Genomic DNA, 25,154 nt, shown 5'->3' on the forward strand with positions numbered 1-25,154 from the left:
ATGGCGAGGCATTTCTTACAGCCGCAAGGCTTCTCATTTTCGGTATTTCCAGGTCGGAAGTCATACCCGTAAATGAATGGAACTTAAAAACAGCACAAAAGAAACGGAGGGGTAAAATGGCGGGCATTTTACAGCAGTATTTTCCCATGATACGCACAAGGAATGTTTAAGGAGATCCTGAATCCGGAAAGCGCGCCGGAGCGCCTGGAAGAATTTCTGTCTCTTGTTCTGGGACAGAAGATAAAGATATTGTCAGCGATCCCGAATGATTCTACCCGGATAGCGGATAACATTCTCTTGTAGTCATGGACATAGTCATTGAGATGGAAGACCACAGTATTGCGAATGTGGAGGTGCAGAAGCTGGGATACAGGTTTCCCGGGCAGAGAAGCGCCTGCTACTCTGCAGACCTGCTTTTGAGACAGTATAAAAGAGTGAAGGGGGAAAAGGGAAAAAGCTTCAGCTACCGGGACATTAAAAAAGTATACACGATCATCCTATATGAGGGGAGCCCGAAGGAATTCAATGCGTTTCCGGATGAGTACCTGCATCTCTTCTCACAGAGATCAAACACCGGGCTGAAAGTGGAGCTGCTGCAGGAATATTGCTTTATTGCGCTTGACATATTTCGGAAGATTGTGCACAATAAAGGTATCAGAAATAAGCTGGAGGCATGGCTTGTGTTTTTCAGTACAGATGAACCGGAAAGGATAGAGGAACTGCTTCGGGGATATCCGGAATTCGGGAAGCTGTACGAGGAAATCTATGAACTGTGCCTGCATACGGAGAAGGTGATGGAGATGTTCTCTAAGGAGTTGCGGGAGCTGGATCGGAATACCGTGCAGTATATGATCGATGAGATGCAGGAGGAGATCGACAGCCAGAAGGAGGAGATTGACAGTCAGAGGGAGACGATCGACAGCCAGAAGGAGGAGATTGACAGTCAGAGGGAGACGATCGAGGGCCAGAAGGAGGAGATCGACAGATTGAGAAAACGGCTCGGGGAACTGGAGCGCCGCTGACAGGCGGCGCTCTTTTCTATTTCATAGGAAATTGCTTTCCTATGAAATAAAAACGCTCCGCGAGGATCGCACTGCCGCGGAATGGAAGATGTCGCTTATGCGACCCGCCGCAGGCGGAGGATCCCGCAAAGCAGGATCCTTTCTTATTTGTTGCGCAGCACCTCGGCGGGCGGCTCGATCTCCCGCGCCAGCGTGTGCTCGGTCAGCTCTGAGAGCAGTTTGATCTTTTTGTTCAGCATGGGGCGCATGCAGTTCGGGACATGCTCCTGATGGGCCCGGTGGATGGCGACGCACTCCTTGCAGTTCCCGTGATAACGGCAGGCTTTCTGGCAGGGACAGTGGTCCTTATCTTTGTATTCCTCCCTGAACTGGGAGGCGAATTCCTCCTGCAGCTTCAGGCCCTCCGCGCGGTTTCCCTTGTGAAATTCTTCCATGGCAGCCAGTTCTTTCGGATTGTTTTCAATGATCATGGCGGATCCTCCTTCCGCTACCATCTTATCGGATCTGAAAGAAAAAAGCAATGTATCAGTTTCCCTGTCATATAAAGAAGAAATGTGATATAATCTACTGTAAATATATCCGTGTCCGCACGGAGAGACCGGGAGGATCTATGATCATCAGCGCAAGCAGGAGGACAGATATCCCAGCCCTGTATCCGGAGTGGTTTATGAACCGGCTGCTGGCGGAGGAAGTGCTGGTTCCCAATCCCTATAACAGAAAAAAGATCAGCCGCGTCCGGCTTACTCCGGATGTGGTGGACTGCTTTGTCTTCTGGACAAAGAACCCGGAGCCGATGCTGCATTATCTGAAGATGATCGACCGGCTTGGGTATCCCTACTGTTTTCAGATGTCCGTCACGGACTATGAGAGAGATATAGAACCGAACCTCCCGACTACGGAGGAGTCCATCGCCAGCTTTATCCTGCTGAGCGAGCGGCTGGGGAAGGAGCGGGTGGACTTCCGGTTTGATCCGGTCCTTCTGACGGACAGGTACACAGTGTCCTATCATCTGGAGCAGTTTGACATGCTGTGCGGGTGGCTGCACAGGTACACGACCCGCTGCATTTTCAGCTTTGTGGACACATACAGGGGCAGCCCGTTCGGGGAGCCGGAGGAGGAAGAGAAGATCCGGCTGGCGCAGGGGTTTGCAAAGATCGCGGAAAAGTACGGGCTTCCGCTCTATACATGCGCAGAGAATCTGGATCTGACAACATGCGGGATCCGCCATGCGGCCTGCATTGACAGGGAAAAGATAGAAAAGATCGTCGGCTATAAGCTGGATCTGAAGAGAGATAAGGGACAGCGGAAAGAGTGCGGCTGCTGCGAGAGCGTTGACATCGGCATGTATGACACCTGCGTGCACGGCTGCCGCTACTGCTATGCCACGGCCAGCCTGGCCAGCGCGAAGAACCGGAAGGGGCAGCACGACCCGGAATCGCCGCTCCTCATCGGACATCTCAGGGGAGATGAGACGATCGCGGACAGGGAGATGGAGTCCAGCCGGGATAACCAGCTCTCGCTGTTTGACTTCATGTGACGGGGAGGAGAAGACATGGATCATTCGGAGAAAGTATCCTGGCTGATCCGGGAGCTGAAAAAAGAAAATCCGGGATACGCGGCGCTGCGGGAACCGGTGGATGAAAAAGAGCGCAGACGGCTGCTGCGCAGCCTGATGAACGTGAGATGGCCGGGGGAGGTAAGCGCGGAATTCCTGCGTGTGCAGGATGAACTTCTGCAGGAGGAACTGCGGGCAAGAGGGATCGTACATGGAGATGCACTGCCTGTGATCCGGGATGAGTATGCCTGCACGGCTGTCAAGAACGACGACCGCATCGTCCTCTGGCGGGGGGATATCACCACACTGGAGGTGGACGCTATTGTCAATGCCGCCAATTCCCAGATGCTGGGATGCTTTGTGCCCTGTCACGGCTGCATCGACAATGCCATTCCTCACTCAATCACACAGGGGTTTACCTGGTCAAGCAAGATCGAATGCTGCTGCACTTAGAATTTCCGTGGGTTTCGATTGCCCCTGATGCCTCTCCAAGAGAACAACTCCGATATTATCGTGAGTACCGCGGCCTTCTGCGGCGGGAATTAGGAGATATGACCGGAATATCAGAGACAACGATTTTGAACTATGAGCTTGGCTATATGCCCATTGCCTATGATAAGGCAAAGAGACTGGCAAAGGCGTTAGAGATAGACGAAAAACTTCTCTTTGACGATTACTGTCGGTTTCTGGACTATCCATTTCAGCTTCGATGCAAGGAACTTCGTTTGGAATTAGGACTGACGCAGGTTGAGATTGCAGATAAAGCAGGAATAGCCCGTGGGACGTATGGCACATGGGAATGTGCTGCGGTCAGACCTGGCCGTGAGCCGTTTCAGAAATTTGCAGCTTTTATTACTTCCCAAGGAAAAGAGGTAGTGTAGTTTGGACCAGAAACAGATAGAAAGATTATCCCAGCAGCTTGCCAGCTCCGATGCGATTGTGATCGGAGCCGGGGCTGGCTTATCCACATCAGCAGGCTTCACATATACCGGGGAGCGGTTTGAGCATTACTTCCCGGACTTTATTGCCAAGTATCACTTTTCTGATATGTATTCCGGCGGCTTCTATCCTTTTGATACGCTGGAAGAACATTGGGCTTATTGGAGCCGGTACATTTTCTGCAACCGTTATCTGGATGCCCCGAAGCCGGTTTATCAAGAACTGCTGTCTTTGGTGCAGGATAAGGATTATTTCGTACTGACTACCAATGTGGACCACCAGTTTCAGAAGGCGGGATTTGACAAGCACAAGCTATTTTACACGCAAGGTGACTATGGTCTTTGGCAATGTATGGAGCCTTGCCATCAGAAAACGTATGATAACGAGGAAGTAGTCCGGCGGATGGTCGCCGAGCAGAGGGACATGAGGATACCCACAGAGTTAGTCCCACGTTGCCCTGTCTGCGGCAAACCCATGACCATGAATTTGCGGAGCGACAATACTTTTGTTGAGGATGAAGGCTGGCATCTGGCCGCGGAGCGTTACGACGATTTTCTGCGCCGTCACGATGGACTGAAAGTGTTATATTTGGAGCTTGGCGTGGGAGCCAACACTCCGGTCATTATTAAATATCCTTTTTGGAAAATGACCTATGCAAATCAAAATGCCACCTATGCCTGTATCAATTTCGGAGAGGCATTCGCTCCGCCGGAGATTAGAAATCGGTCAATCTGCATCAACGCTGACATTGGTAATGTGCTTTCACGGTTAAAGGAGGTGAAGATATGACCCAGGAGGAAAGAAGGATATATCTCATCAGAGAATTACAGCACGAGATGCCTCAGTACGAGAACCTTGCCATTCCTGACACCGAGGATCAACAATGGCGGCTTTTACGTTCTCTGTTTAATGTGCGTCCTCCGTATCCGGCATCGAAGGATTTCCTGAAGGTTCAGGATGAATACCTGTCGGAGATGATACGGCAAAGAGGAATTACCGTGGCCTGCGATTTGCCGAGGGTAAAGAATGATCCGAAAATAACGCTTTGGCAGGGAGATATTACGACACTGCGTTGCGATGCGATTGTAAATGCCGCCAACAGCGCCCTATTGGGGTGCTGGCAACCTTGCCATTCCTGCATCGACAACATTGTTCACTCGCTTTCCGGTGTCGAGCTTCGGATCAAGTGTAACGAGATTATGCAGGCGCAGGGGCATGAAGAAGAAACGGGAACCGCTAAAATTACGCCTGCCTACAATCTTCCCTGCAAATATGTGCTGCATACGGTTGGGCCGATTATTTCAGGACCACTTCGCAAAAGTGACTGTGATCTCTTGGCAAGCTGTTATCAATCTTGCCTGGAGCTTGCCGCAGAGAATGAGGTACAGTCTATTGCCTTTTGCTGTATTTCAACTGGCGTTTTCCATTTTCCCCAGGAACGGGCGGCTGAAATCGCAGTCAAAACAGTTAGGAGCTTTCTTGAGACGGACAGCTCCATTCAACAAGTAATTTTCAATGTCTTTACGGACAAGGATTTAGAAATCTATCAAAAACTGCTTAACAACTAAATATAGCGGCTCTTGTGGGCCGATGGATTGACGGACATTAGTGTTTCTGCTGATGTCCGTTTTTCTATGCCTAAAATCAGATGCGAAAGGAGGTTCCGGGCTGGGCCTCCTTTTTGTGTCTCAATGGAGGTGAGAAGCATTGAGCGATAAGCCCGCGTCACCTGCCAGGGGACGAAAGAAAACCGCCCCGCCTGCCCAGCAGCCACCCCAGGAAGAAGTGGTGGTTCGCCTGCCGCTGACGGACCTTTACCCATTCCCGGACCACCCTTTTCAGGTGCGGGACGATGAGGAAATGCGGGAGACAATCCAGAGCGTCAAAGAGTATGGCGTGATTGTCCCTGCCATCGTGCGGCCCCGCGAGGAAGGCGGCTATGAGATTGTGGCCGGACACCGGCGCAAATACGCCTGTGAGCAGGCCGGTCTGGATACCATGCCGGTTCTGATCCGCAACCTGGACCGGGATGCGGCCACCATCATCATGGTGGACAGCAACCTTCAGCGGGAGAACATCCTTCCCAGCGAAAGGGCCAAGGCGTACAAGATGAAGCTGGAGGCCATCAAGCGGCAGGGCGCACGAAACGATTTGACTTCGCCGAAAATTTCGGCGAAGTTGAGAAGTGATGATGAAATCGGCCAGCAGATGGGGGTCAGCGGCGATACGGTCCGCAATTATATTTCCCTGACGAACCTGGTTCCGGAGCTGATGCAGATGGTAGACGAGAAAAAGATTGCCCTTTCACCCGCCTATCAGATTGCGGCGCTCAAACCGGAGGAACAGCAGATGCTCGTCACCACGATAGACTATGAGCAGGCCACCCCGTCACTCTCCCAGGCCCAGCGGATGAAGAAATTCAGCCAGGCCGGGCGGCTCAATGAGGACAGTATGCTGGCAATCATGTCAGAGGAAAAGAAGCCGGAGAAGTTCAGCCTGACCTTTGACGGGGACCGCATACGCAAGTATTTCCCCAAATCCTATACGCCCCTGCAAATGGAGAACACCATCATCAAGCTGCTTGAGGCATGGCAGAAGAAACGCCAGCGCAGCCAGGAGCGATAAAACTGAATACACCTAAACCGCCGGACAATCCATTTGCCCGGCTTTTTCATTTTCATAAGGAGGTATCCATGTATATCAACACTTTCAAATACACACCGGAAGATGTGGACTGCAAACTTTGTACCGAGTATGTCAAGAAATTTGGCTGCACCGCCTGCGGCTGCCCCTGGATGGCCGAGCGTATTGAGGCGGGCGTTGTGAGCTATGCAGAGGTGGTCCGGCAGATGTTTCCCAATGACAAGCGCCTGATGGCCCGCCTGGAACCGCTGATCCGGGATTTCCCCGGTATGCTCTGGAAGGATGAGCGCCACCGGCAGCGTATGGAGGGCGTGAAAATCCACCTGGGACACAGCAAGCGCCGGGACACACCTGCCTTCTTTGCGGTCATGTTCCTGTTCACTTCCGATGAGGACATTTACCGCCGCGCTGGAAACTGCCTGTGCAGGCGGGGCGCGGAGTTCGATTATGCAAGGCTCCATGAGATTTCACCCCATGACTACACCCTCTATATCGCTGCGCGGGGCATCTACACCAACGCGGGAGGACTGACAACCCGTGACCTGGCAGATGCCGAGGTTGTGGACGCTGCGGCGCTCCGCATGATCGTGAACGCCCTGCTCATCGCCCGGTACGGCTGTGCGGTCCTGGATATTCACGAAAGGGGGCGCAAGGCATGAAACCTCTGCATCTTCCGCTGGAAGGCCACGACCTGCTGGCTGTGGAACGGTTCAAGGATGATACCCGGCACATGGCAGAATTTCTCATCCTGTCCACCCACTGCCCCCTGGGGCGCAGGGGCCAGTATAAGCGGCTGTTTCTGACCGAGGACGAATATGCCCGGATGCGGTCCCTGGAACGCCAGGGGCAGCTTCAGATCCGCCGCCACGCTGCAATCATCGAGGGGCATATCCTGCCCGACAAACCCAAAAAGCGCCGCCATTGATGGCAGGCGCACCCATAGGAGGATTTAAGTATGGACGCTTATGAAGCATTGAAAGAAACCTTTGACGATCTGTTCCAGCAGGCGGTGGAGGAAGGCTGCTACACCGAGGACGAAGCTGCCGAGCTGGTGGAAAGCCTGGACATTTACAGTCTGTTGCAGGTGGTCCGCCATAATGCTACAACGGTGTATTCCTACATCACCCAGGGAAGGCAGGAACGGTCCTTTAACTACCGGGGAGAGGACCTGTTCCGCCAGAAAGCCACCCTGCTGTATGAGGAAACCGACCAGGTGACAATGGAGATCGTGGTGGCTACCCGCACCTTGGAGCTGTGGCTCCTGGAAGATATGTCCCTGGCGGTTGTCTCCTGCGTGAGCGTGAACTACGACCATGACGGTTATATCACGCAGTACCGCACCATCAAGGATACGCCGGTCATGGACAGCGAGCTGTGTCTGGACCTGGGCGAGCTTGTGGAGGACTTAAACGGGCTGTGCGGCCCGGTGTATGAACATACCCAGCCGGTCTATGAACCGTAACCAGTAAGGCGGCTGGCCCCAGGGCCGGGCCGCCCTTTCAGAATGGGAGTGATGAATATGGCAGTTTTTCGCGTAGAGCGCACACGGGACTACACCGTGATGAGCAACTACCACCTGAAGGATACCGGCCTGACCCTGAAAGCCAAGGGGCTTCTTTCTATGATGCTTTCCCTGCCGGATGAGTGGAATTACACCACGCGGGGCCTGGCCTCCATCTGCAAGGAAAGCGTGGAGACGATTGGCAAGACCCTCCGGGAGCTGGAAAGCGCGGGGTATCTGACCCGCAGGCAGCTCCGGGGCAAGAATGGCCGGATCACCGATACCGAATACACCATCTTTGAGAAGCCGGTCAAGCCCCAGCCGGAACAGGCCCCGCCAGATACGGCTTCACCAGGTACGGAAAACCCGGATATGGTAAATCCAGATATGGAAACACCAGATATGGCTGTACCAGATACGGAAAACCCGCCGCAATTAAATACTAGGAAATCAAATATCCAAAAATCAAATACTTATGGATCAAATACTCATTCATTCTTTCCTTCTGCGCCTGCGGCGGCAGAGACGGACGGACAGACGGAAGTGATGGAGAAACGGGAAGAAATCAGGTATCAGATTGAGTACGAGCATATCTGCAATTCCCTGAACCGGGAACAGATAGACGAGTTCGTGGAAATCATGCTGGAAGTGGCGCTGACCAAAAGCCCCACCATCAAGATCGGGCGGGATGCGGAATATCCCACCGCTTTTGTTCAGCAGCGGTTTGCGAAGATCACCTGTTCCCACATCGAGAAGGTGCTGGACGGCATCCACGAAAACACCACCCGCGTCTGGAACACCAAGGCATATCTGATGGCGGCGCTGTTCAATGCACCGTCCTCTCTGGACAATCACTACACGATGTTGGTCAATCACGACCTTTACGGAGGCGGCTCATAAGGGCCGCCTTTTCTGCACCCCGGACATGGGGAGAAAGGAGTTTTGCATGAAACGCCCGCTTGCGTATATCACCGCCCATTGGGGCGACAACGAGTTTGAGAACACCGAAAACGCCGCCAAATACTGCCGCCTGGTCTACGAGGCCGGATTTTCCCCGGTCTGCCCGCTTCTGTTCCTTCCGCTGTTTTTGAAGGACAGCATCCCCCAGGAGCATAAAGACGGGATCGACATGGCCCGCGACTATCTCCGCCGCGCTTCGGTGCTGGTGGTCTGCGGCGGTACGGTGGATAAGGCCATGAAGAACGACATCGCCGTAGCCGAGCGGCTGCGGATCACCGCTACCACCCTGGACGGTATTTTGACAGTCAAAGGCCAGGGCCGCGAGGAAGGGGGTGGAAAATGATGGAGCTGAACCACACAGAACAGATGGCGCTCTTTGAGGGCCTGATGGATGCGGAATACCGAAAGCTCAAGCCGCAGTTCCCGCGATGCCGGTTTAAGAAAGAGCTTTTCCCGGAAGGGATTTATCTGCACATCCAGAATGGCAGGCGGCACTGTGATGTGGAGGTCGGCACTGGCATCCACATCAACTGCTGGCGGAATGAGCGGTATGGCCGGGACGATGACTTGTGCAGTTGGAGCTATAATCCGCCGAAGGACGATCAGGTGGCAGAGCTTTCCCGGTATCTGCAAGAGGTCCATTTCCCCCTGCTGGAACAGCCGGAGCGCCGCTCTGATGAGCTGTTTCCAGCCATCTGGGAGTAATCGGCTATGCGGACACGATACCTGCTCCGCCGTCTGGTGGTCCCGCCTTAGACGGGGCCGCCGCTTTCATCCTGACAGAAGGGAGTGATTTTGATGCAGGAAGAAGTGGAAAACAGGACATTGACGCTGACGGTCAATGCCGCCAAATTCACCGGGCGGGTCCTGAAAGCGGCGCTTTCCAAGTACCTGGCCCACCGCAAGAATAAAAAACTGCAAAACAGCCGGGACAGCCCGGACGATGTGAAGCCATACGGCAGGGTCAGCATGGAGGACCTGAAAAAGCAGTACGGCGATATGAAGGAGATCGACCTGCAAGATAAGGGGCTTCGGAGTTTTGACCGGATTGCCCGCGAGTACAAGGTCCAGTATGCGGTCTATAAAACGGCAAAGGGCCAGTATCAGATTTTCTTTAAGGCACCCAGCGAGGCGAGCATGAACGCCGCCTTCCAGAAGTATTCCAAGAACCGGCTGAAAAAGGAGCAGCGCCGGGAGTCGGTGCTGGGTAAGCTCAAGAAGTTCAAGGAGCTGGTGAAAGCCCCTGTCCCGAACCGTGAGAAACGGAGGGAACAGGAACGATGAGGCAGCTCGATTTGAAAAAACTTCTGCTCCCCAACCTGCCCTATCTGCTGATCGGCCTCTATGCCACCAAGCTGGGTGAGGCATGGCGGCTGGCTCCGGGCGTGGACGCTTCGGCCAAGCTGCTGGGCCTGATGGATGGATTTGCCGCCGCCTTTCAGTCGGCGCTCCCCAGCTTTCACCCGGTTGACCTGCTGGTGGGCCTTTGCTGCGGGGCTGCCCTGCGCCTGGCTGTCTACATCAAGGGCAAAAATGCCAAGAAATACCGCAAGAACATGGAATACGGTTCTGCCCGCTGGAGTGCATAATTTTAAGTGTAAATGACACATACATGGACGCACAGGAGGTTATGCACATGACTGATTATAGCAAAATTACAGCCCTTTACTCCCGTCTTTCCGTAGGCGACGAGGACAGGGACGGCGGCGAGAGCAACAGCATACAGAACCAAAAAATATTTTTGGAGAACTATGCCAGAGGGCAGCACCTAACCAATATCCGGCACTACATCGACGATGACGAAAGCGGCAGGTTTTTTGACCGTTCCGCCTACTCCCGCATGATGGACGATGTGGAAAACGGGAAAATCGGTGTCTGCATTATGAAAGACCTTACCCGCTGGGGGCGTGACTATCTCCAAGTCGGCAACGCGATGGAGATATTCAGACGGAACAATGTGCGCTTTATCGCGGTCAACAACGGGATAGACAGCGAGAAGCCCGACACATTGGAGTTTGCGCCCTTTATCAATATCATGTCGGAGTGGTACGCAAAGGACATCAGCAAGAAAGTGAAAACGGGCATTAAGACCAAAGGCATGAGCGGAAAGCCGATTGTTACCGAAGCCCCTTACGGCTATGTCAAAGACCCGGACAACAAGGATTTTTGGATAATCGACGAAGAAGCCGCCGAGGTTGTCCGTTTGATTTTCCGTCTGTTTATCGGTGGGAAAAACCGCAACCAAATCGCCGTGCATCTGAAAAACGAGCAAATCCCTACCCCCACTTTCTATATGAAAGACCGAGGGCGGGGAACCTGTAAAAATAAGACGCTCAACGAGGATAACCGCTGCAAGTGGAACAAAGCCACCTTGACCAATATCCTCACACGGCAGGAGTATTGCGGCGATGTGGTCAACTTCAAGACTACAAAGCATTTCCGGGATAAACATAACCACTATGTAGACCGGAGCCAGTGGCACATCACAGAAAATGTGCATGAACCGATTATCAGCCGCAGCGATTTTGAAACCGTACAGCGGATTTTGGAAAACGCACCAGTCAAACGCCCCAACGGGGACGGGGAAATCCACCCTTTGTCGGGCTTGCTTTTCTGTAAGGACTGCGGCGCAAAAATGCACATTCGCATAGATTATCGGAATGGTGGCAAGCGTCATGTTGCCTATTGCAGCGAGTACCACAAGGGGAAAGCCAAGAACCCCAAATGCCATTCCCCGCACATCATGGACGCGGATTTGCTCATGCAGACTATCGCGGAAGTGCTGAAGAAAATCGAGGACTATTCTATCAGCAACCGGGCGGAGTTTGAAGCCTTAGTGAAAAAGAACCTTGCCATGCAGCAGACCGACCAGACCAAAAAGCAGCAGAAGCGTATTCCGCAAATCACGACACGCCTTGAACAGATCGACAAGGTGCTGAATAAGCTCTATGAGGACAACGCCCTCGGCACGATCCCGCAAGACCGTTATGAGCAGATGTCGCAGAAGTATTCGGAAGAATACTACGCGCTGAAAGCGGAGCTTGCCACGCTCCAAGAGCAGCTATCCGCTTATGAGAACGCGGGAGGACGGGCGCAGAAGTTTTTGAAGCTGACGGAACGCCATGCCGCCTTTACCGACCTTACACCCGCCATTCTCAACGAGTTTATCAGCAGGATTGAAGTGCATGAGCGCGACCAGAAAAGGGCGAGATACGCAATCCAGCACATCAGCATATATTTCAATTATATCGGCAAGTTTGAGAATGAAGTGACACAGCTTGCAGAGCCGACCGAGCAGGAAATCCGGCAAATGCGGGAGGAAATCGAAGAAGCCAAGAAGGAAAAGAGCCGCGCATACCACCGGCAGTATTCAAGGGAGTACCGGGCGCGAAACCTTGAAAAGCAGCGGGAGTATGACCGCATGAAAGCGCGGGAATACCGGGCAAGGAGAAAGGCACAGGCAGCCGCCGCACAGCCCACACAGTAAAACAGAATAACCGTCAACCAAGAGGGATTTTCCGAGTTACGGGAAATCCCTCTTTTGCGCCCAGAGAAAGGAGCCGCCTATGGCAGAACAGACCCCCGACAGTATCATCACGACCCAGAGGAACGGGCAGACCATTGTTGCGGAGTTATTTTTCAATCACAGCAGTACAGAAACATTCCGCGACAAGCTGCTCAAACTGGTGCTTGCCGACAATTCGCGTTTATCCGCATCTGACGGTCAAGAGCCGGAAAAAACAGAAAATCCGCGATAACAGCCGCCCCGACGATACATTCCCTGTCCGGGCGGTTTCTATTTGAAAATCCTTATTTTCCCCAAGTCAAGAGCCGGGAAAAACACCCGAAAAATGCCCCTATTGCGTAACAGGGGCGCAGAAAGGAGAGTTTATGAGAACAGGGCTTACGAAGCAGGAAAAGACCACAGATATTTGGTTTGACGAGAAAGACCCCCTTATCCATATCCGCACCCACAACACCGACTTAAAGAAGCGGCTTGCCGCCTACGCCGGACAGCACCCCGACCAGTGCCGCCAGACCGACGCAGACCCCGAAACGGGCTGCATGGAGTTTGAAATCCGCAAGGGGCGTTTCTCTTTCCGTCTGACCGCCCCATACAGCGAGGAACGGCGGGAAGCGGCGCGGCAATATGCCAGAGATAGTAACGCCGCCGACAGGCTGAAATAGCAGGTAGAAATATCCACCGTCTTGTGGTATGCTTTATCTATTGTCAGAGCAACAAATGCGAATTTGATGAGGAAGATTATTTATATAATCTACCGTCTATGGTCTGAAAACGACCACCTATCGAGAATCGGTGGAAATCAATTCTCGATTTTCTTATACTGTAACCGTAACAAAGAGGAGGTGAGAAAATGCAAATTGAAATCAAGTTAGATGAGAACTGCAAGGAACCCAAAATCATCGTTGTGACAAACAAAATGACCGACGAAATCAATGAAATCATGAAAAGGCTTTCAGACGAGCAGCCGAAAATGATTGCCGGATTCAAAGATGATATTGTCGAAGTGTTGGAGCCGTTTGATATTTACCGCATTTTTGCTGCATCAGGCAAAGTGTTTGCCGAAACAAATCACGGTGAGTACACGCTCCGTCTGCGGCTTTACGAAATGGAGCAGCGGCTGGACAGCAACTTTTTTGTCCGAATATCAAACTCGGATATTATCAATCTGAGAAAAGTCAAGGGTTTTGATTTAAGCTTTGCAGGAACAATTTGTGTTACGCTTTCAAATGGGACGGTTACTTATGTTTCAAGGCGTTTTGTCGCCAAGATCAAACAATTATTAGGAATATGAGGTGGTAAAAATGAAAAAAAAGATGATTCAGCGTGGGCTTCTCGGATTCCCTCTCGGCATTGCTATCGGTTTTGTAATAACTGTGATTATATCAATGTGCATAGGAGATGGTTCGTTCTATCCTGTCACCCCTGAGCTGATTGATACAATGAAAAATGAATTAAACGCAGTTATTCTTCAAACAATTCTCTGCGGAATTTTGGGTACAGGCTTCGCAATGGCTTCCGTTATTTGGGAAATTGATTCGTGGAGCCTTGCAAAGCAAAGCGGAATTTACTTTTCCATTGCCTGTGTTACGATGTTTCCGATTGCCTATATTACGAATTGGATGAAGCATAATGCCATTGGTATTCTTTCATATGTAGGAATATTCGTTGCAATTTTCGTCATCACTTGGCTCGTTCAATATTTTGTATGGAAACGCAAAGTGAAAAGAATGAATGACGGAGTTCGGAAGAGTAATAACGCAAAATGAGCATAACCTTCACAACGGCAACTTCTCGTTTATCTGGGAACTGACAAGAACTGAATAACACCGCCACGAGCAGCCATTTCAATTTGAAAACGGCTGCTCTATTTTTATGCCGACGGGCAGAAAGGAGCGACCAACCATGACAAAGCCAAGCGAGAAAACCCGCGAGGAACTGCAAGCTGAGATTGAGGACGGAAAGAAGAAAATCCGGCAGTTTGAGAACAGGGAAAAGATGTTGCGTCAGAAGTTATCCAAAGAGGAACGCAGAACACGCAGCCACCGTCTTATCGTCCGGGGCGCGGTCTTTGAGAGCATTGTGCCGGAAGCAAAGAACATGACCGACGAGGAAGCCGCAGCACTTCTCCGGCTTGCCTTGACGAGTGAACCAGCGCGGGAATATCTGAAAAAACGAGCCGGGAACGCCACAAGCTGAAAATCCCTTTGGAACAAAGGGCGCACTTATACACCCTTGCGGGCGTGTGCGCTCTGCCGAGGGCTTGTCTCCGCACAGGGAGATTTCCCCGCGCTCCGATATGGCGGCTTTGCCGCAACAAGGGGCTGCACCCCTTGCGCCGCTTTGCGGCTATCCCTGCACACCCACAAAAACAGTACACCCGCCGTTGGCGTCTGTACCATTTTTGCGGGTTTTATTATCCTATCCGGGAGGTGATACCCATAGCCATTTACCATTGGAACGTCGGCATTGTGAGCCGAGGAAAAGGCAAATCAGCCGTTGCCGCAGCCGCCTACCGAAGCGGTGAAAAGCTGACAAACGAATGGGACGGAATGACCCATGACTACACCCGCAAAGGCGGCGTTGTCCATACAGAAATCATGCTGCCGCCCCATGCCCTGCCCTCTTTCTCTGACCGTTCAACCTTGTGGAACAGCGTGGAGCTTTACGAGAAAGCCGGGAACGCCCAGCTTGCGCGTGAGATTGACGCGGCGCTCCCCATAGAATTATCCAGAGAGGAACAGATCCGGCTTGTCCGGGAATACTGTTCCTCTCAATTTGTTTCTAAGGGAATGTGTGTGGATTTTGCTATCCACGACACCAACAGCGGCAACCCCCATTGTCATATTATGCTTACCATGCGCCCCCTTGACGAGCGCGGCGCGTGGGCGGCGAAGTCCAAAAAGGAATATGACCTTGACGAAAACGGCGAGCGTATCCGCTTGCCAAGTGGCAGATACAAAACTCACAAAGTTGACCTTACAGGCTGGAACAACAAGGACAACACCCTCTTGTGGCGCAAGGCATGGGCTGACTTTACCAACGACTTTTTGGAGAGGAACGGAAGCCCGGAGCGTATCGACCACCGCAGCAACGCCGAGCGCGGCATTGACGAGATACCCACCGTCCACATGGGCGTGGCGGCTTGCCAGATGGAGAAGAAAGGTATCGCCACCGAGAAAGGCGAACTGAACCGAAATATCCAAAAGGCAAACCGCCTTATCCGTGAAATCCGGGCGCAGATTGGGAAGCTCAAAGAATGGATTGCCGACCTGTTCAAAGCGTGGGAAACCGCCCCGGAGCAGCCGCAACAATCCCCCGGCCTTGCAAAGCTGCTGATGAAGTATTTGAGCGTTCAGAGAGAAAAGAGCCGGAAGTATTCGCAGCGTTGGCAACAACAGCACGCAGCCGATGAACTGAAAACCATAGCGGCAGCGGTCAACTATCTTTCCGAGCATGGTATCTCTAATCTTGATGAGCTGGACGCAGCCCTTTCCTCTGTCAGCGATAAAGCCTATTCAATCCGGGAGGGAATGAAAACCGCCGAGCAGCGCATGAAAGGACTGCAAAAACTCATGGAGTACGGCAGAAATTATCAGACCTACAAGCCCATTCACGATGAGTTGAAAAAGCTGCAAAACGGCTGGACAAACAAGCGCGACAAGTACGAGGAAGCCCACCGCGCCGAGCTGACCCTATGGGACGCGGCAAACCGCTATCTCCATGCAAATCTGCCGAAAGGAACAAAGACCTTGCCTATTGCGGAATGGGAACAGGAATATACCGCCCTCAAAGCACAGCGGGAAGCGGAATATGACACGCTGAAAGAGACCCGCGCCGAGGTTGCCGAGCTTCAAAAAATCCGCAGGTGCGTGGATATTGCACTCCGCGCCGACCAGCCGGAGCAGAGCCGCGCCAAGCGACACGAACAGGAGCGATAAGGAAAAAAGGACGGGCAAGCCATTTTGCTTGTCCGCCCTAAATGCTTTCTGATAAACTGGAATTTGCCTTTTAGTTATCTGCCATTTTCTTTAATTCCATATGTAATACACAAGCAAATACTACTTCAATAATACATGCAGCAGCAGCAACCGTCGTGCCATTTAATGTGCATCCTAAAATCAAGGAAATAACCGGAATTGAAATTGCAACAACTGTATATCCCTTTGATTTATACAACCATGAATATGGAAACAAATGTGCTCCAAACACCATGGCGTATACCATAATCATCTTTTCCGGAACCGCACTAAACACCCACATAACGATTAATAAATAAATCATTTGATTTAAGGTAAAAATGAAGCCTAACTGTCCTAACGGGTTTTCTTTTGAAAAGATATCCACCTTTATTAGTTTACCAATTATCCAGGACAGCGGTAATAATGGGCATGAACAGCAAAATACCAATAAATTTTTCATATTCATATTGATATCCAAAATTGATACAAGCAATATCAGCAGCCATATAATCACTGATGTCATGATAAACGGTAATCCTTTTTTCTGCTGAATTGCAATTTCTTTTCTTAATTCATTCACAAGTTTCTCCTCCACAAATACCGATTTGTCGATTTCATTATACTCAAAACCTATGAACAATTCAACCACAGAAAGCGAGGTATCAACCATGTATTACACCCAAGAACAAATAGACCGCGCCAACCAAGCCGACCTTGTTTCTTTCCTGCAATCACAGGGGGAGCAGCTTACCCGCGCCGGGAATGAATACCGCTGGAAACGGCACGACAGTATGACTATCCGGGGAAACAAATGGTATCGCCACAGCCAGAGCAAGGGCGGCGGCCCCGTTGATTTTGTCATGGAGTTTTTCGGAAAGAGTTTTACCGAAGCCGTTGAACTTCTCACAGGGGAACAGGGAGCAGCCGCGCCGGACAGACCAAGCCCCGCGCCCCTCTCTGATTTCCGATTACCGCCCCGCAGCGACACCGCCGGACAAGTGAAAAGCTACCTTACCGAAGCCCGCCGCATTGATAAAGATGTGACGGGCTTTTTTCTTTCCAGCGGCGACATTTACGAGGAAGCCGCCCACCATAACGCCGTATTCGTAGGACGGGACGAGGACGGAGTACCACGATACGCCCACCAACGCGGCACAGCCAGGAACTTCCGGCTTGATGTGAAAGGCAGCGACAAAGCCTTTAACTTCTGCTACCGTGGCGAGGGCGAAAGATTGTTTGTCTTTGAAGCCCCGATAGACCTCTTATCTTTCCTCTGCCTGTTCAAAAAGGACTGGCAGAAGCAAAGCTATCTGGCGTTGGGCGGCGTGGGAGAAAAAGCCCTGTTGCGCTTTCTCTCTGACCGTCCGAACATCAAGACCGTTTTTCTTTGCCTTGACAGCGACGAAGCCGGAAACGACGCTTGCAGCCGCCTTGCAGAGCTTGTGCCGGAGGGCTTGACCGTCCACCGCCTTGTGCCGCTTTACAAGGACTGGAACGAGGTACAGACGCGCCGGGAAGAAATCACAGACGGGAAGTATCTCCGCGAAGCGGTCTATGGCTTGAAAGAGCCGCCGCAGGAAGAAACGGTTGAGATTATCCGCATGAGCGAGGTTGACACACAGACCGTCGAATGGCTATGGGAGCCGTATATCCCCTTTGGGAAAGTAACCATTGTGCAAGGCAATCCCGGCGAGGGCAAGACCACCTTTGCCCTACGCCTTGCCGCAGCCTGTACCAACCGCAAGCCGTTCCCCCACATGGCGGCGCATGAGCCGTTCAATGTGATTTACCAGACCGCCGAGGACGGTTTGGGGGACACCATCAAACCCCGCCTTATGGAAGCCGAAGCAGACCTTGACCGCGTTCTTGTCATCGACGAGAGCAATCAGGGGCTTTCCCTTTCCGACGAGCGCATAGAGAGAGCTATCCGGCAGACCGGGGCGCGGCTGATTATCCTTGACCCCATACAGGCGTATGTGGGCGAGAAAACCGACATGAACAAGGCCAATGAGATACGCCCCATGTTCCGCCGCCTTGCCGATGTTGCCGAGCGTACCGGGTGCGCCGTTATCCTTATCGGACATCTCAACAAAGCTGCCGGAGGACAGAGCGCATACCGGGGTTTAGGCTCCATCGACTTTCGCGCCGCAGCAAGGAGCGTCCTGCTGATCGGGCGCGTGAAGCGGGAGCCGAATGTGCGGGTAATCGTCCATGACAAATCTTCCCTTGCGCCGGAGGGGAAGCCCGTCGCCTTTTGCCTTGACCCGGAAACAGGCTTTTCATGGATAGGCGAATACGACATAACCGCCGACGAGTTGCTGTCCGGCGCGGGCGGGAATACCGCCACCAAGACCGAGCAAGCCGAGAAGCTGATACTTGACCTGCTTGCAGACGGGAAAGAACTTGCCAGCGAGGAAATAGTGAAAGCAGCCGCCGAAGCCGGAATATCCGAAAGGACGGTACAGAACGCCAAGCGCAACATGGGCGACATTCTGGGCGCAAGGCGCGTCGGCGGTCAATGGTATAACTTCATCAAGAAGAAGCAGCAGCCCGAACCCGCAAGCTGAAAGTGCAAAACGCAGACCCTTTGCACTTTGCACTTTCGCACTTTCACGATAATTTGCGTCAATAACTCAAAAAAGCACTTGACAAAACGCTTCATGGGGGACTGCGGAGGACATCAAGCCGTTTATGGACCCGGTGTTTGAGAATAATATCATTCTCACCCAGACGGAACGGCTGACGATGAACAGCCGCCCAAAAGCCCCCCGGACAGCCAGAAATAAGAATGTTTTGATTATCGGCGGCTCCGGCAGCGGTAAGACCCGCTTCTGGTTGAAACCCAACCTGATGCAGTGTACTTCCAAGACCTATCCGACCTCCTTCGTAGTCACCGATCCAAAGGGCAGCATCCTCATCGAGTGCGGAAAAATGCTGCAAAAGTTCGGCTACCGCATCCGTTTCCTGAACACCATCAACATGAAAAAATCCATGCACTACAACCCCTTCGCCTACATCCACTCGGAGAAGGACATCCTGAAGCTGGTAACAACGCTGATTGCGAACACCAAAGGCGAAGGCAAGGGCGGGGACGATTTCTGGGTCAAAGCCGAGACGCTATTGTTCACGGCGCTGATCGGCTATATCCATTATGAGGCCCCAACGGAGGAGCAGAACTTCTCCACCCTGCTGGAAATGATTAACGCGATGGAGGTCCGGGAGGACGATGAGGAATTTGAAAACCCTGTGGATTTGATGTTCAAGGAGCTGGAAAGCCGCCAGCCCGGACACTTTGCGGTGCGCCAGTATAAAAAATACAAGCTCGCCGCAGGTAAGACAGCCAAAAGCATCCTTATCAGCGCGGCGGCCAGGACCTCTATTTTTGACATTCAGGAGGTCCGGGACCTGACTGCCTATGACGAGCTGGAACTGGACACCCTCGGAGATCGCAAGACAGCGTTGTTCCTCATAATGAGCGACACCGAGGACAGCATGAATTTTCTGATCGCTATGGCCTACTCCCAGCTTTTCAACCTGCTTTGTGAGAAGGCTGATGATGTGTATGGAGGCAGGCTGCCGGTCCATGTGCGCTGCCTCATAGACGAGGCCGCCAATATCGGGCAGATCCCCCGGCTGGAGAAGCTGGTCGCAACCATCCGAAGCCGTGAGGTATCTGCCTGCCTCGTCCTTCAGGCACAGAGCCAGCTTAAAGCGATTTATAAGGACAACGCCGACACCATCATCGGAAACATGGATGCCACGGTATTTCTTGGCGGCAAGGAGCCGACCACCCTAAAGGAACTGGCGGCATCCCTTGGGAAAGAGACAATCGACACCTACAATACCGGCGAGAGCCGTGGGCGGGAAACCTCCCACTCTCTCAATTACCAGAAGCTCGGAAAAGAGCTGATGAGCCAGGATGAGCTGGCCGTTATGGATGGCGGCAAGTGCATCCTGCAACTGCGCGGCGTAAGGCCGTTTCTTTCGGATAAGTTTGATATTACCAAACATCCGAACTACAAATACCTTTCCGACTACGACAAGAAAAACGCCTTCAACATAGAGCGTTTTCTGTCTGCCAGGCTCAAACTGCGGCCGGACGAACAGTTTGCAGCCTATTCGATTGACCTGTCCGGGGACGAAGCTGCCGAAGAAACCGGCGGCTGATTACCTTCGGGGAAAATGTGTGCCTTCCGTAATCAATCAAAAATCAATCAAATTTTATGGAGGTACATTATGGAATTCTTTAACTCTGCTGTGGATGTTCTTCAGACTCTCGTGATTGCCCTGGGCGCTGGCCTTGGTATCTGGGGCGTGATTAACCTTCTCGAAGGTTACGGCAACGACAACCCTGGGGCAAATGCTCATGTACGGTAAGGAAGCAAGCAACCGAAAACAAGAGATAGACCGCCAGCACTACACTATTCCGAACCAAAGACCAAAAGATAAGCATTGTGGGAAAATCTAAACTTTTGGATTTTCCTACAATGCCAACTACGGCGGAATCCCTCCCACTCCTTATATCTTTCTGTATACATTGAATTTGTATTTAGTAAAATGCAGACAACACCACGGATCGGCTTTTGGTTGGACAATTCCAACCAAACACCACAGCAGACAGCAGAAAACATTCTGAACGCTAGGAAGCCGGTATGATTGTTACATATAAGGGGAAGAAAAATTTCTTTTAGGTACTTGCTTTCCTAAAACTGATGTGATACAATGATTTAATCCAGAAAAGGAGTAAAAAATATGCGGCAAGGTATTCTTAAATAAAACTATAATCAAATAGTGGGAACAAAGGATTATGATAGCTCCTTTTGTAGGGGCTTAGTTTTTTGTACCCAATTTAAGAATACTTTTGCCTTATCAATTTTGACATATCCCCAAAAACAGCAATCACAAACAGGTGTATGCTGTATATGTGTATGTCCGCAACTTATAATCCCCAGTGGTAAAAGTATTTTACTGCTGGGGATTTTTATGCCCTTTGGGGCTGTAAAGGGAGGACAATCACATGAAAATAATCAATATTGGAATTCTTGCCCATGTAGACGCTGGAAAGACGACCTTGACGGAGAGCCTGCTATATGCCAGCGGAGCCATTTCAGAACCGGGGAGCGTCGAAAAAGGGACAACGAGGACGGACACCATGTTTTTGGAGCGGCAGCGTGGGATTACCATTCAAGCGGCAGTCACTTCCTTCCAGTGGCACAGATGTAAAGTTAACATTGTGGATACGCCCGGCCACATGGATTTTTTGGCGGAGGTGTACCGCTCTTTGGCTGTTTTAGATGGGGCCATCTTGGTGATCTCCGCTAAAGATGGCGTGCAGGCCCAGACCCGTATTCTGTTCCATGCCCTGCGGAAAATGAACATTCCCACCGTTATCTTTATCAACAAGATCGACCAGGCTGGCGTTGATTTGCAGAGCGTGGTTCAGTCTGTTCGGGATAAGCTCTCCGCCGATATTATCATCAAGCAGACGGTGTCGCTGTCCCCGGAAATAGTCCTGGAGGAAAATACCGACATAGAAGCATGGGATGCGGTCATCGAAAATAACGATGAATTATTGGAAAAGTATATCGCAGGAGAACCAATCAGCCGGGAAAAACTTGCGCGGGAGGAACAGCAGCGGGTTCAAGACGCCTCCCTGTTCCCAGTCTATCATGGCAGCGCCAAAAATGGCCTTGGCATTCAACCGTTGATGGATGCGGTGACAGGGCTGTTCCAACCGATTGGGGAACAGGGGGGCGCCGCCCTATGCGGCAGCGTTTTCAAGGTTGAGTACACCGATTGCGGCCAGCGGCGTGTCTATCTACGGTTATACAGCGGAACGCTGCGCCTGCGGGATACGGTGGCCCTGGCCGGGAGAGAAAAGCTGAAAATCACAGAGATGCGTATTCCATCCAAAGGGGAAATTGTTCGGACAGACACCGCTTATCAGGGTGAAATTGTTATCCTTCCCAGCGACAGCGTGAGGTTAAACGATGTATTAGGGGACCAAACCCGGCTCCCTCGTAAAAGGTGGCGCGAGGACCCCCTCCCCATGCTGCGGACGACGATTGCGCCGAAAACGGCAGCGCAAAGAGAACGGCTGCTGGACGCTCTTACGCAACTTGCGGATACTGACCCGCTTTTGCGTTGCGAAGTGGATTCCATCACCCATGAGATCATTCTTTCTTTTTTGGGCCGGGTGCAGTTGGAGGTTGTTTCCGCTTTGCTGTCGGAAAAATACAAGCTTGAAACAGTGGTAAAGGAACCCTCCGTCATTTATATGGAGCGGCCGCTCAAAGCAGCCAGCCACACCATCCATATCGAGGTGCCGCCCAACCCGTTTTGGGCATCCATAGGACTGTCTGTTACACCACTCTCGCTTGGCTCCGGTGTACAATACGAGAGCCGGGTTTCGCTGGGATACTTGAACCAGAGTTTTCAAAACGCTGTCAGGGATGGTATCCGTTACGGGCTGGAGCAGGGCTTGTTCGGCTGGAACGTAACGGACTGTAAGATTTGCTTTGAATACGGGCTTTATTACAGTCCGGTCAGCACGCCGGCGGACTTCCGCTCATTGGCCCCGATTGTATTGGAACAGGCATTGAAGGAATCGGGGACGCAGCTGCTGGAACCTTATCTCTCCTTCATCCTCTATGCGCCCCAGGAATACCTTTCCAGGGCTTATCATGATGCACCGAAATACTGTGCCACCATCGAAACGGCCCAGGTAAAAAAGGATGAAGTTGTCTTTACTGGCGAGATTCCCGCCCGCTGTATACAGGCATACCGTACTGATCTGGCCTTTTACACCAACGGGCGGAGCGTATGCCTTACAGAGCTGAAAGGATATCAGGCCGCTGTCGGTCAGCCGGTCATCCAGCCCCGCCGTCCAAACAGCCGCCTGGACAAGGTGCGCCATATGTTTCAGAAGGTAATGTAAAGATACATAATCGTCAAGACGGCAACAATCAGAAGTTATGGAGGGTAACAATGGAATATAGTAAGGAAGATTTAATGGAAGCAAAAAAGCAAATTTGGGGAGTGGGAGAGAACATGGGAACAGAGGAAAGTAAAAAAATCTGGGAGGAGAACGCACAATTTTGGGATAATGCAATGGGTGACGAATCTAATGAATTTCACAGAGAGGTAGTGCGTCCCAAAGTAACGGAACTTCTATCTCCTAATCCTGCGGATTACATTTTGGATATTGCGTGTGGCAATGGAAATTATTCTTCGTATCTTGCACAAAGAGGCGCTTCGGTTGTCGCTTTTGATTACAGCAAAAAAATGATAGAATTGGCTAAAAGACGGCAATCACAATATGCAAAACAAATTGAATTTTGTGTGGCGGATGCGACCGATAGAAAAAGTATATTAGAATTAAAAAGAAATCGAGCCTTTACGAAAGCAGTTTCTAATATGGCAATTATGGATATTACGGATATTGAACCACTTCTTATGGCTGTTTATGAACTGTTGCAGGAAAGCGGAATTTTTGTCTTTGCAACGCAACACCCTTGTTTTGTCACGTTGACTGAAAAATATATGACACCGCACAGTTACTATGATATAGCGATTGAAGGGCAACCGAAAGAGCAGATTTATTATCATCGTTCCATACAAGATATTTTTAACCTTTGTTTTAGAGCTGGATTTGTCATTGATGGATTTTATGAAGAATGTTTTAAAACCAACAAAGAAATTCCTATGGTAATGATAGTAAGGCTTAAGAAGGTAAAACGTGATAGCTTAAAATAAATTCAAGTTTGTCGGGTAAATAGCAAACCCAGCCGAGCCAGTCAACGGTCAAGATGAACGGCGCATATGCGCAGCCGTTGACAGCCCCGCCCGCCTTTGCTGGTAGGCAATCAAGGGGCGACAGCAAGAAGTGCCACCGCCCCGCACTATTATTCAGAAAGGGGAATTTCCATGACCGACCAGATAGCCTATCAAGAATATATCCAGCGCAGGTACAACGCCTTTTGCAAGACTGTTATCCGCTGTGCCGCCTTGGACAAGATTTTGAAGCTTAAACGGCAATGGGAACGGCAAGTTTCCCTTGACTATCTGATGAACGAGAAGTTTGTCCAGTTTGCCGCGTCGGAGCCGGACGAGGAATACCCATTTACCGTCTGCGGTCAGACCGTCCTGCTCTGCAACGCCGCCCTTGCCGACGCGATCTCTGTTTTGCCGGAGCAGACGCGGGAAGAAATCCTGCGCTATTACTTTCTGCGCCAGCCGCAGCGCGTGATCGGCGCGTGTATTGGCCGGTCACGCAGCACAGCGGGGCGGCATATCCAGCTTGCCTTGCAGCGGCTACGCGAAGAAATGGGGGTGAGCCGGTATGAGTAGACTTCTCCCCTATGAAACAATCCTCAAAGCCCGTGAGGGCGACCCAGAAGCCGTGAACGCTGTCCTGCTCCACTACGCCGGATATATCCGCTATTTCTCAAAAGTGAACGGGCAGGTCAACGCCGAGGTGGAGGACTATGTAAAGCAGCGGTTAATTGACTGTCAATTCAAGTTCCGGCTTGACGAACCACCGGACAAGTCATAAAAACTGAATACCAGCCGCCACCGACGCGGCCAGCGAAAGCAGTAAGTCTTGAAAAAGATTTACTGCTTTTTTTGTTGTCCGGCTCCGCTCCCGGCCATTTTGCCCCCTGCCGGTTGTAGTAGTAAGCGAGGAGGGAATTTTTCTGCCCTGGTGTTTGGCATTTGGAGCATTTACCCGTAGTAGAGGGCAAAGAGAAAGGATTTCTCCAACACCGGGTAGAAACCACTGCGTCCGGTGTCATTTTAGCGAAAGCGGGCAGGAATGCCCTTTACAGGATTAGTAGTAGCAGAAAAAGAGAAACAAACTTTTGTGGTTGCAGTTTTCCAAAAAAGTGGCGGACGGAAGTGAGAGAAAGTTTGCAGTCACGGAGAGCAAGTTTCTACCACGGTGCCAAAATCCGCAATTCTGCAGTTTTGCCCCTCGCGGGAAACTTGTTGGGGAGTGCCTTCCCCAAACCCTGCTCATGCGCCCTTACGGGCGAGAAAGGAGGTCACA

Annotated in this window: 28 protein-coding genes and 3 pseudogenes; 29 read left to right on the plus strand and 2 right to left on the minus strand. The window is 51.5% G+C overall.

The window, feature by feature from the left end; translation table 11 throughout:
* Positions 1-305 precede the first annotated feature (305 nt).
* Entirely contained in the window at positions 306-1,022 is a 717-nt protein-coding gene (locus H6A20_RS04720; RefSeq protein ID WP_243426128.1) for a PD-(D/E)XK nuclease family transposase, read from the plus strand.
* A 143-nt stretch (positions 1,023-1,165) separates the two neighbouring features.
* Here the strand turns inward: H6A20_RS04720 and H6A20_RS04725 are convergent, their stop codons facing one another.
* Complete coding sequence (locus H6A20_RS04725) at positions 1,166-1,492, minus strand: LPS biosynthesis protein (protein ID WP_204906022.1); 327 nt, start codon at positions 1,490-1,492, stop codon at positions 1,166-1,168.
* A 140-nt stretch (positions 1,493-1,632) separates the two neighbouring features.
* On the opposite strand from H6A20_RS04725, the gene H6A20_RS04730 reads away from it, so the two are divergent.
* The 21 genes and pseudogenes from H6A20_RS04730 (at position 1,633) to mobQ (ending at position 16,084) form a co-directional block, all read left to right on the plus strand.
* Positions 1,633-2,559 (plus strand): DUF1848 domain-containing protein, encoded by a 927-nt coding sequence (locus H6A20_RS04730; RefSeq protein WP_204906023.1) that lies wholly within the window; start codon positions 1,633-1,635, stop codon positions 2,557-2,559.
* A 15-nt stretch (positions 2,560-2,574) separates the two neighbouring features.
* Positions 2,575-3,030, plus strand: a complete 456-nt coding sequence (locus tag H6A20_RS04735; RefSeq protein ID WP_204906024.1) for a macro domain-containing protein — start codon at positions 2,575-2,577, stop codon at positions 3,028-3,030.
* Positions 3,015-3,458: a helix-turn-helix domain-containing protein gene (locus H6A20_RS04740; protein ID WP_204906025.1), complete on the plus strand. Its 444-nt coding sequence runs from the start codon at positions 3,015-3,017 to the stop codon at positions 3,456-3,458. Before H6A20_RS04735 ends, H6A20_RS04740 begins: the two co-directional genes overlap by 16 nt.
* A gap of 1 nt (position 3,459) precedes the next feature.
* The gene (locus tag H6A20_RS04745) at positions 3,460-4,305 is read left to right on the plus strand and encodes an SIR2 family NAD-dependent protein deacylase (protein WP_204906026.1); all 846 of its coding nucleotides are present in this window, start codon (positions 3,460-3,462) and stop codon (positions 4,303-4,305) included.
* Positions 4,302-5,084, plus strand: a complete 783-nt coding sequence (locus tag H6A20_RS04750; protein ID WP_204906027.1) for a protein-ADP-ribose hydrolase — start codon at positions 4,302-4,304, stop codon at positions 5,082-5,084. The genes H6A20_RS04745 and H6A20_RS04750 overlap by 4 nt, the downstream gene beginning before the upstream one ends.
* A 217-nt stretch (positions 5,085-5,301) precedes the next feature.
* The gene (locus tag H6A20_RS04755; RefSeq protein ID WP_257367254.1) at positions 5,302-6,141 is read left to right on the plus strand and encodes a ParB/RepB/Spo0J family partition protein; all 840 of its coding nucleotides are present in this window, start codon (positions 5,302-5,304) and stop codon (positions 6,139-6,141) included.
* Positions 6,142-6,209: 68 nt separating this feature from the next.
* Entirely contained in the window at positions 6,210-6,818 is a 609-nt protein-coding gene (locus H6A20_RS04760; RefSeq protein ID WP_204906028.1) for a hypothetical protein, read from the plus strand.
* The gene (locus tag H6A20_RS04765) at positions 6,815-7,084 is read left to right on the plus strand and encodes a DUF5720 family protein (RefSeq protein ID WP_087389325.1); all 270 of its coding nucleotides are present in this window, start codon (positions 6,815-6,817) and stop codon (positions 7,082-7,084) included. Before H6A20_RS04760 ends, H6A20_RS04765 begins: the two co-directional genes overlap by 4 nt.
* Before the next feature lie 30 nt (positions 7,085-7,114).
* Positions 7,115-7,621, plus strand: coding sequence for a hypothetical protein (locus H6A20_RS04770; RefSeq protein WP_072853534.1), 507 nt, complete (start codon positions 7,115-7,117; stop codon positions 7,619-7,621).
* A gap of 57 nt (positions 7,622-7,678) precedes the next feature.
* On the plus strand, positions 7,679-8,560 hold the full coding sequence (locus H6A20_RS04775; RefSeq protein ID WP_204906029.1) for a DUF6017 domain-containing protein: 882 nt from the start codon (positions 7,679-7,681) through the stop codon (positions 8,558-8,560).
* A 46-nt stretch (positions 8,561-8,606) separates the two neighbouring features.
* On the plus strand, positions 8,607-8,963 hold the full coding sequence (locus H6A20_RS04780) for a DUF7768 domain-containing protein (RefSeq protein ID WP_204906030.1): 357 nt from the start codon (positions 8,607-8,609) through the stop codon (positions 8,961-8,963).
* A complete protein-coding gene (locus tag H6A20_RS04785) occupies positions 8,960-9,325 on the plus strand; it encodes a hypothetical protein (RefSeq protein ID WP_154238893.1) in 366 nt (121 codons plus the stop codon). The genes H6A20_RS04780 and H6A20_RS04785 overlap by 4 nt, the downstream gene beginning before the upstream one ends.
* A gap of 93 nt (positions 9,326-9,418) precedes the next feature.
* Complete coding sequence (locus H6A20_RS04790; RefSeq protein ID WP_055163927.1) at positions 9,419-9,904, plus strand: PcfB family protein; 486 nt, start codon at positions 9,419-9,421, stop codon at positions 9,902-9,904.
* Positions 9,901-10,200, plus strand: a pseudogene (locus H6A20_RS04795) (VirD4-like conjugal transfer protein, CD1115 family); the annotation flags it as partial. The gene H6A20_RS04790 and the pseudogene H6A20_RS04795, both read left to right, overlap by 4 nt.
* 32 nt (positions 10,201-10,232) lie before the next feature.
* Positions 10,233-12,107, plus strand: a complete 1,875-nt coding sequence (locus tag H6A20_RS04800) for a recombinase family protein (RefSeq protein ID WP_204906032.1) — start codon at positions 10,233-10,235, stop codon at positions 12,105-12,107.
* A 79-nt stretch (positions 12,108-12,186) separates the two neighbouring features.
* Positions 12,187-12,378, plus strand: coding sequence for a transposon-encoded TnpW family protein (locus H6A20_RS04805; RefSeq protein ID WP_204906033.1), 192 nt, complete (start codon positions 12,187-12,189; stop codon positions 12,376-12,378).
* Positions 12,379-12,511: 133 nt separating this feature from the next.
* A complete protein-coding gene (locus H6A20_RS04810) occupies positions 12,512-12,808 on the plus strand; it encodes a hypothetical protein (protein WP_204906034.1) in 297 nt (98 codons plus the stop codon).
* A gap of 188 nt (positions 12,809-12,996) precedes the next feature.
* Positions 12,997-13,437, plus strand: a complete 441-nt coding sequence (locus H6A20_RS04815; RefSeq protein WP_002610304.1) for a LytTR family DNA-binding domain-containing protein — start codon at positions 12,997-12,999, stop codon at positions 13,435-13,437.
* A 10-nt stretch (positions 13,438-13,447) separates the two neighbouring features.
* The gene (locus H6A20_RS04820; RefSeq protein ID WP_002610306.1) at positions 13,448-13,912 is read left to right on the plus strand and encodes a DUF3021 domain-containing protein; all 465 of its coding nucleotides are present in this window, start codon (positions 13,448-13,450) and stop codon (positions 13,910-13,912) included.
* A 136-nt stretch (positions 13,913-14,048) separates the two neighbouring features.
* Positions 14,049-14,342, plus strand: coding sequence for a DUF3847 domain-containing protein (locus tag H6A20_RS04825; protein ID WP_204906035.1), 294 nt, complete (start codon positions 14,049-14,051; stop codon positions 14,340-14,342).
* Positions 14,343-14,476: 134 nt separating this feature from the next.
* Positions 14,477-16,084, plus strand: a complete 1,608-nt coding sequence (gene mobQ, locus H6A20_RS04830) for a MobQ family relaxase (protein WP_476739005.1) — start codon at positions 14,477-14,479, stop codon at positions 16,082-16,084.
* 70 nt (positions 16,085-16,154) lie between these two features.
* On the opposite strand, the gene H6A20_RS04835 is transcribed toward mobQ, so the two are convergent.
* Entirely contained in the window at positions 16,155-16,685 is a 531-nt protein-coding gene (locus tag H6A20_RS04835; protein ID WP_181979549.1) for a DUF7010 family protein, read from the minus strand.
* An 88-nt stretch (positions 16,686-16,773) separates the two neighbouring features.
* On the opposite strand from H6A20_RS04835, the gene H6A20_RS04840 reads away from it, so the two are divergent.
* From H6A20_RS04840 to H6A20_RS04870, 7 genes and pseudogenes are all read left to right on the plus strand, one after another.
* Complete coding sequence (locus tag H6A20_RS04840; protein WP_204906144.1) at positions 16,774-18,672, plus strand: AAA family ATPase; 1,899 nt, start codon at positions 16,774-16,776, stop codon at positions 18,670-18,672.
* A gap of 85 nt (positions 18,673-18,757) precedes the next feature.
* Positions 18,758-20,272, plus strand: a pseudogene (locus H6A20_RS04845) (VirD4-like conjugal transfer protein, CD1115 family); the annotation flags it as partial.
* Positions 20,273-20,341: 69 nt separating this feature from the next.
* A pseudogene (locus H6A20_RS04850) lies at positions 20,342-20,470 on the plus strand (Maff2 family mobile element protein); the annotation flags it as partial.
* Between the two features lie 652 nt (positions 20,471-21,122).
* Positions 21,123-23,042 carry a tetracycline resistance ribosomal protection protein Tet(W) gene (tet(W), locus tag H6A20_RS04855; RefSeq protein WP_002586627.1) on the plus strand — a complete coding sequence of 640 codons (1,920 nt, stop codon included), beginning with the start codon at positions 21,123-21,125 and terminating at the stop codon, positions 23,040-23,042.
* Between the two features lie 50 nt (positions 23,043-23,092).
* Entirely contained in the window at positions 23,093-23,860 is a 768-nt protein-coding gene (locus tag H6A20_RS04860) for a class I SAM-dependent methyltransferase (protein WP_002586626.1), read from the plus strand.
* 171 nt (positions 23,861-24,031) lie between these two features.
* Positions 24,032-24,454 (plus strand): sigma-70 RNA polymerase sigma factor region 4 domain-containing protein, encoded by a 423-nt coding sequence (locus tag H6A20_RS04865; protein ID WP_002586616.1) that lies wholly within the window; start codon positions 24,032-24,034, stop codon positions 24,452-24,454.
* A complete protein-coding gene (locus H6A20_RS04870; protein ID WP_002586615.1) occupies positions 24,447-24,659 on the plus strand; it encodes a helix-turn-helix domain-containing protein in 213 nt (70 codons plus the stop codon). Before H6A20_RS04865 ends, H6A20_RS04870 begins: the two co-directional genes overlap by 8 nt.
* The last annotated feature ends 495 nt before the right edge of the window (positions 24,660-25,154 follow it).

The organism is Mordavella massiliensis (assembly GCF_016901695.1).
Lineage (GTDB): Bacteria > Bacillota > Clostridia > Lachnospirales > Lachnospiraceae > Claveliimonas > Claveliimonas massiliensis_A.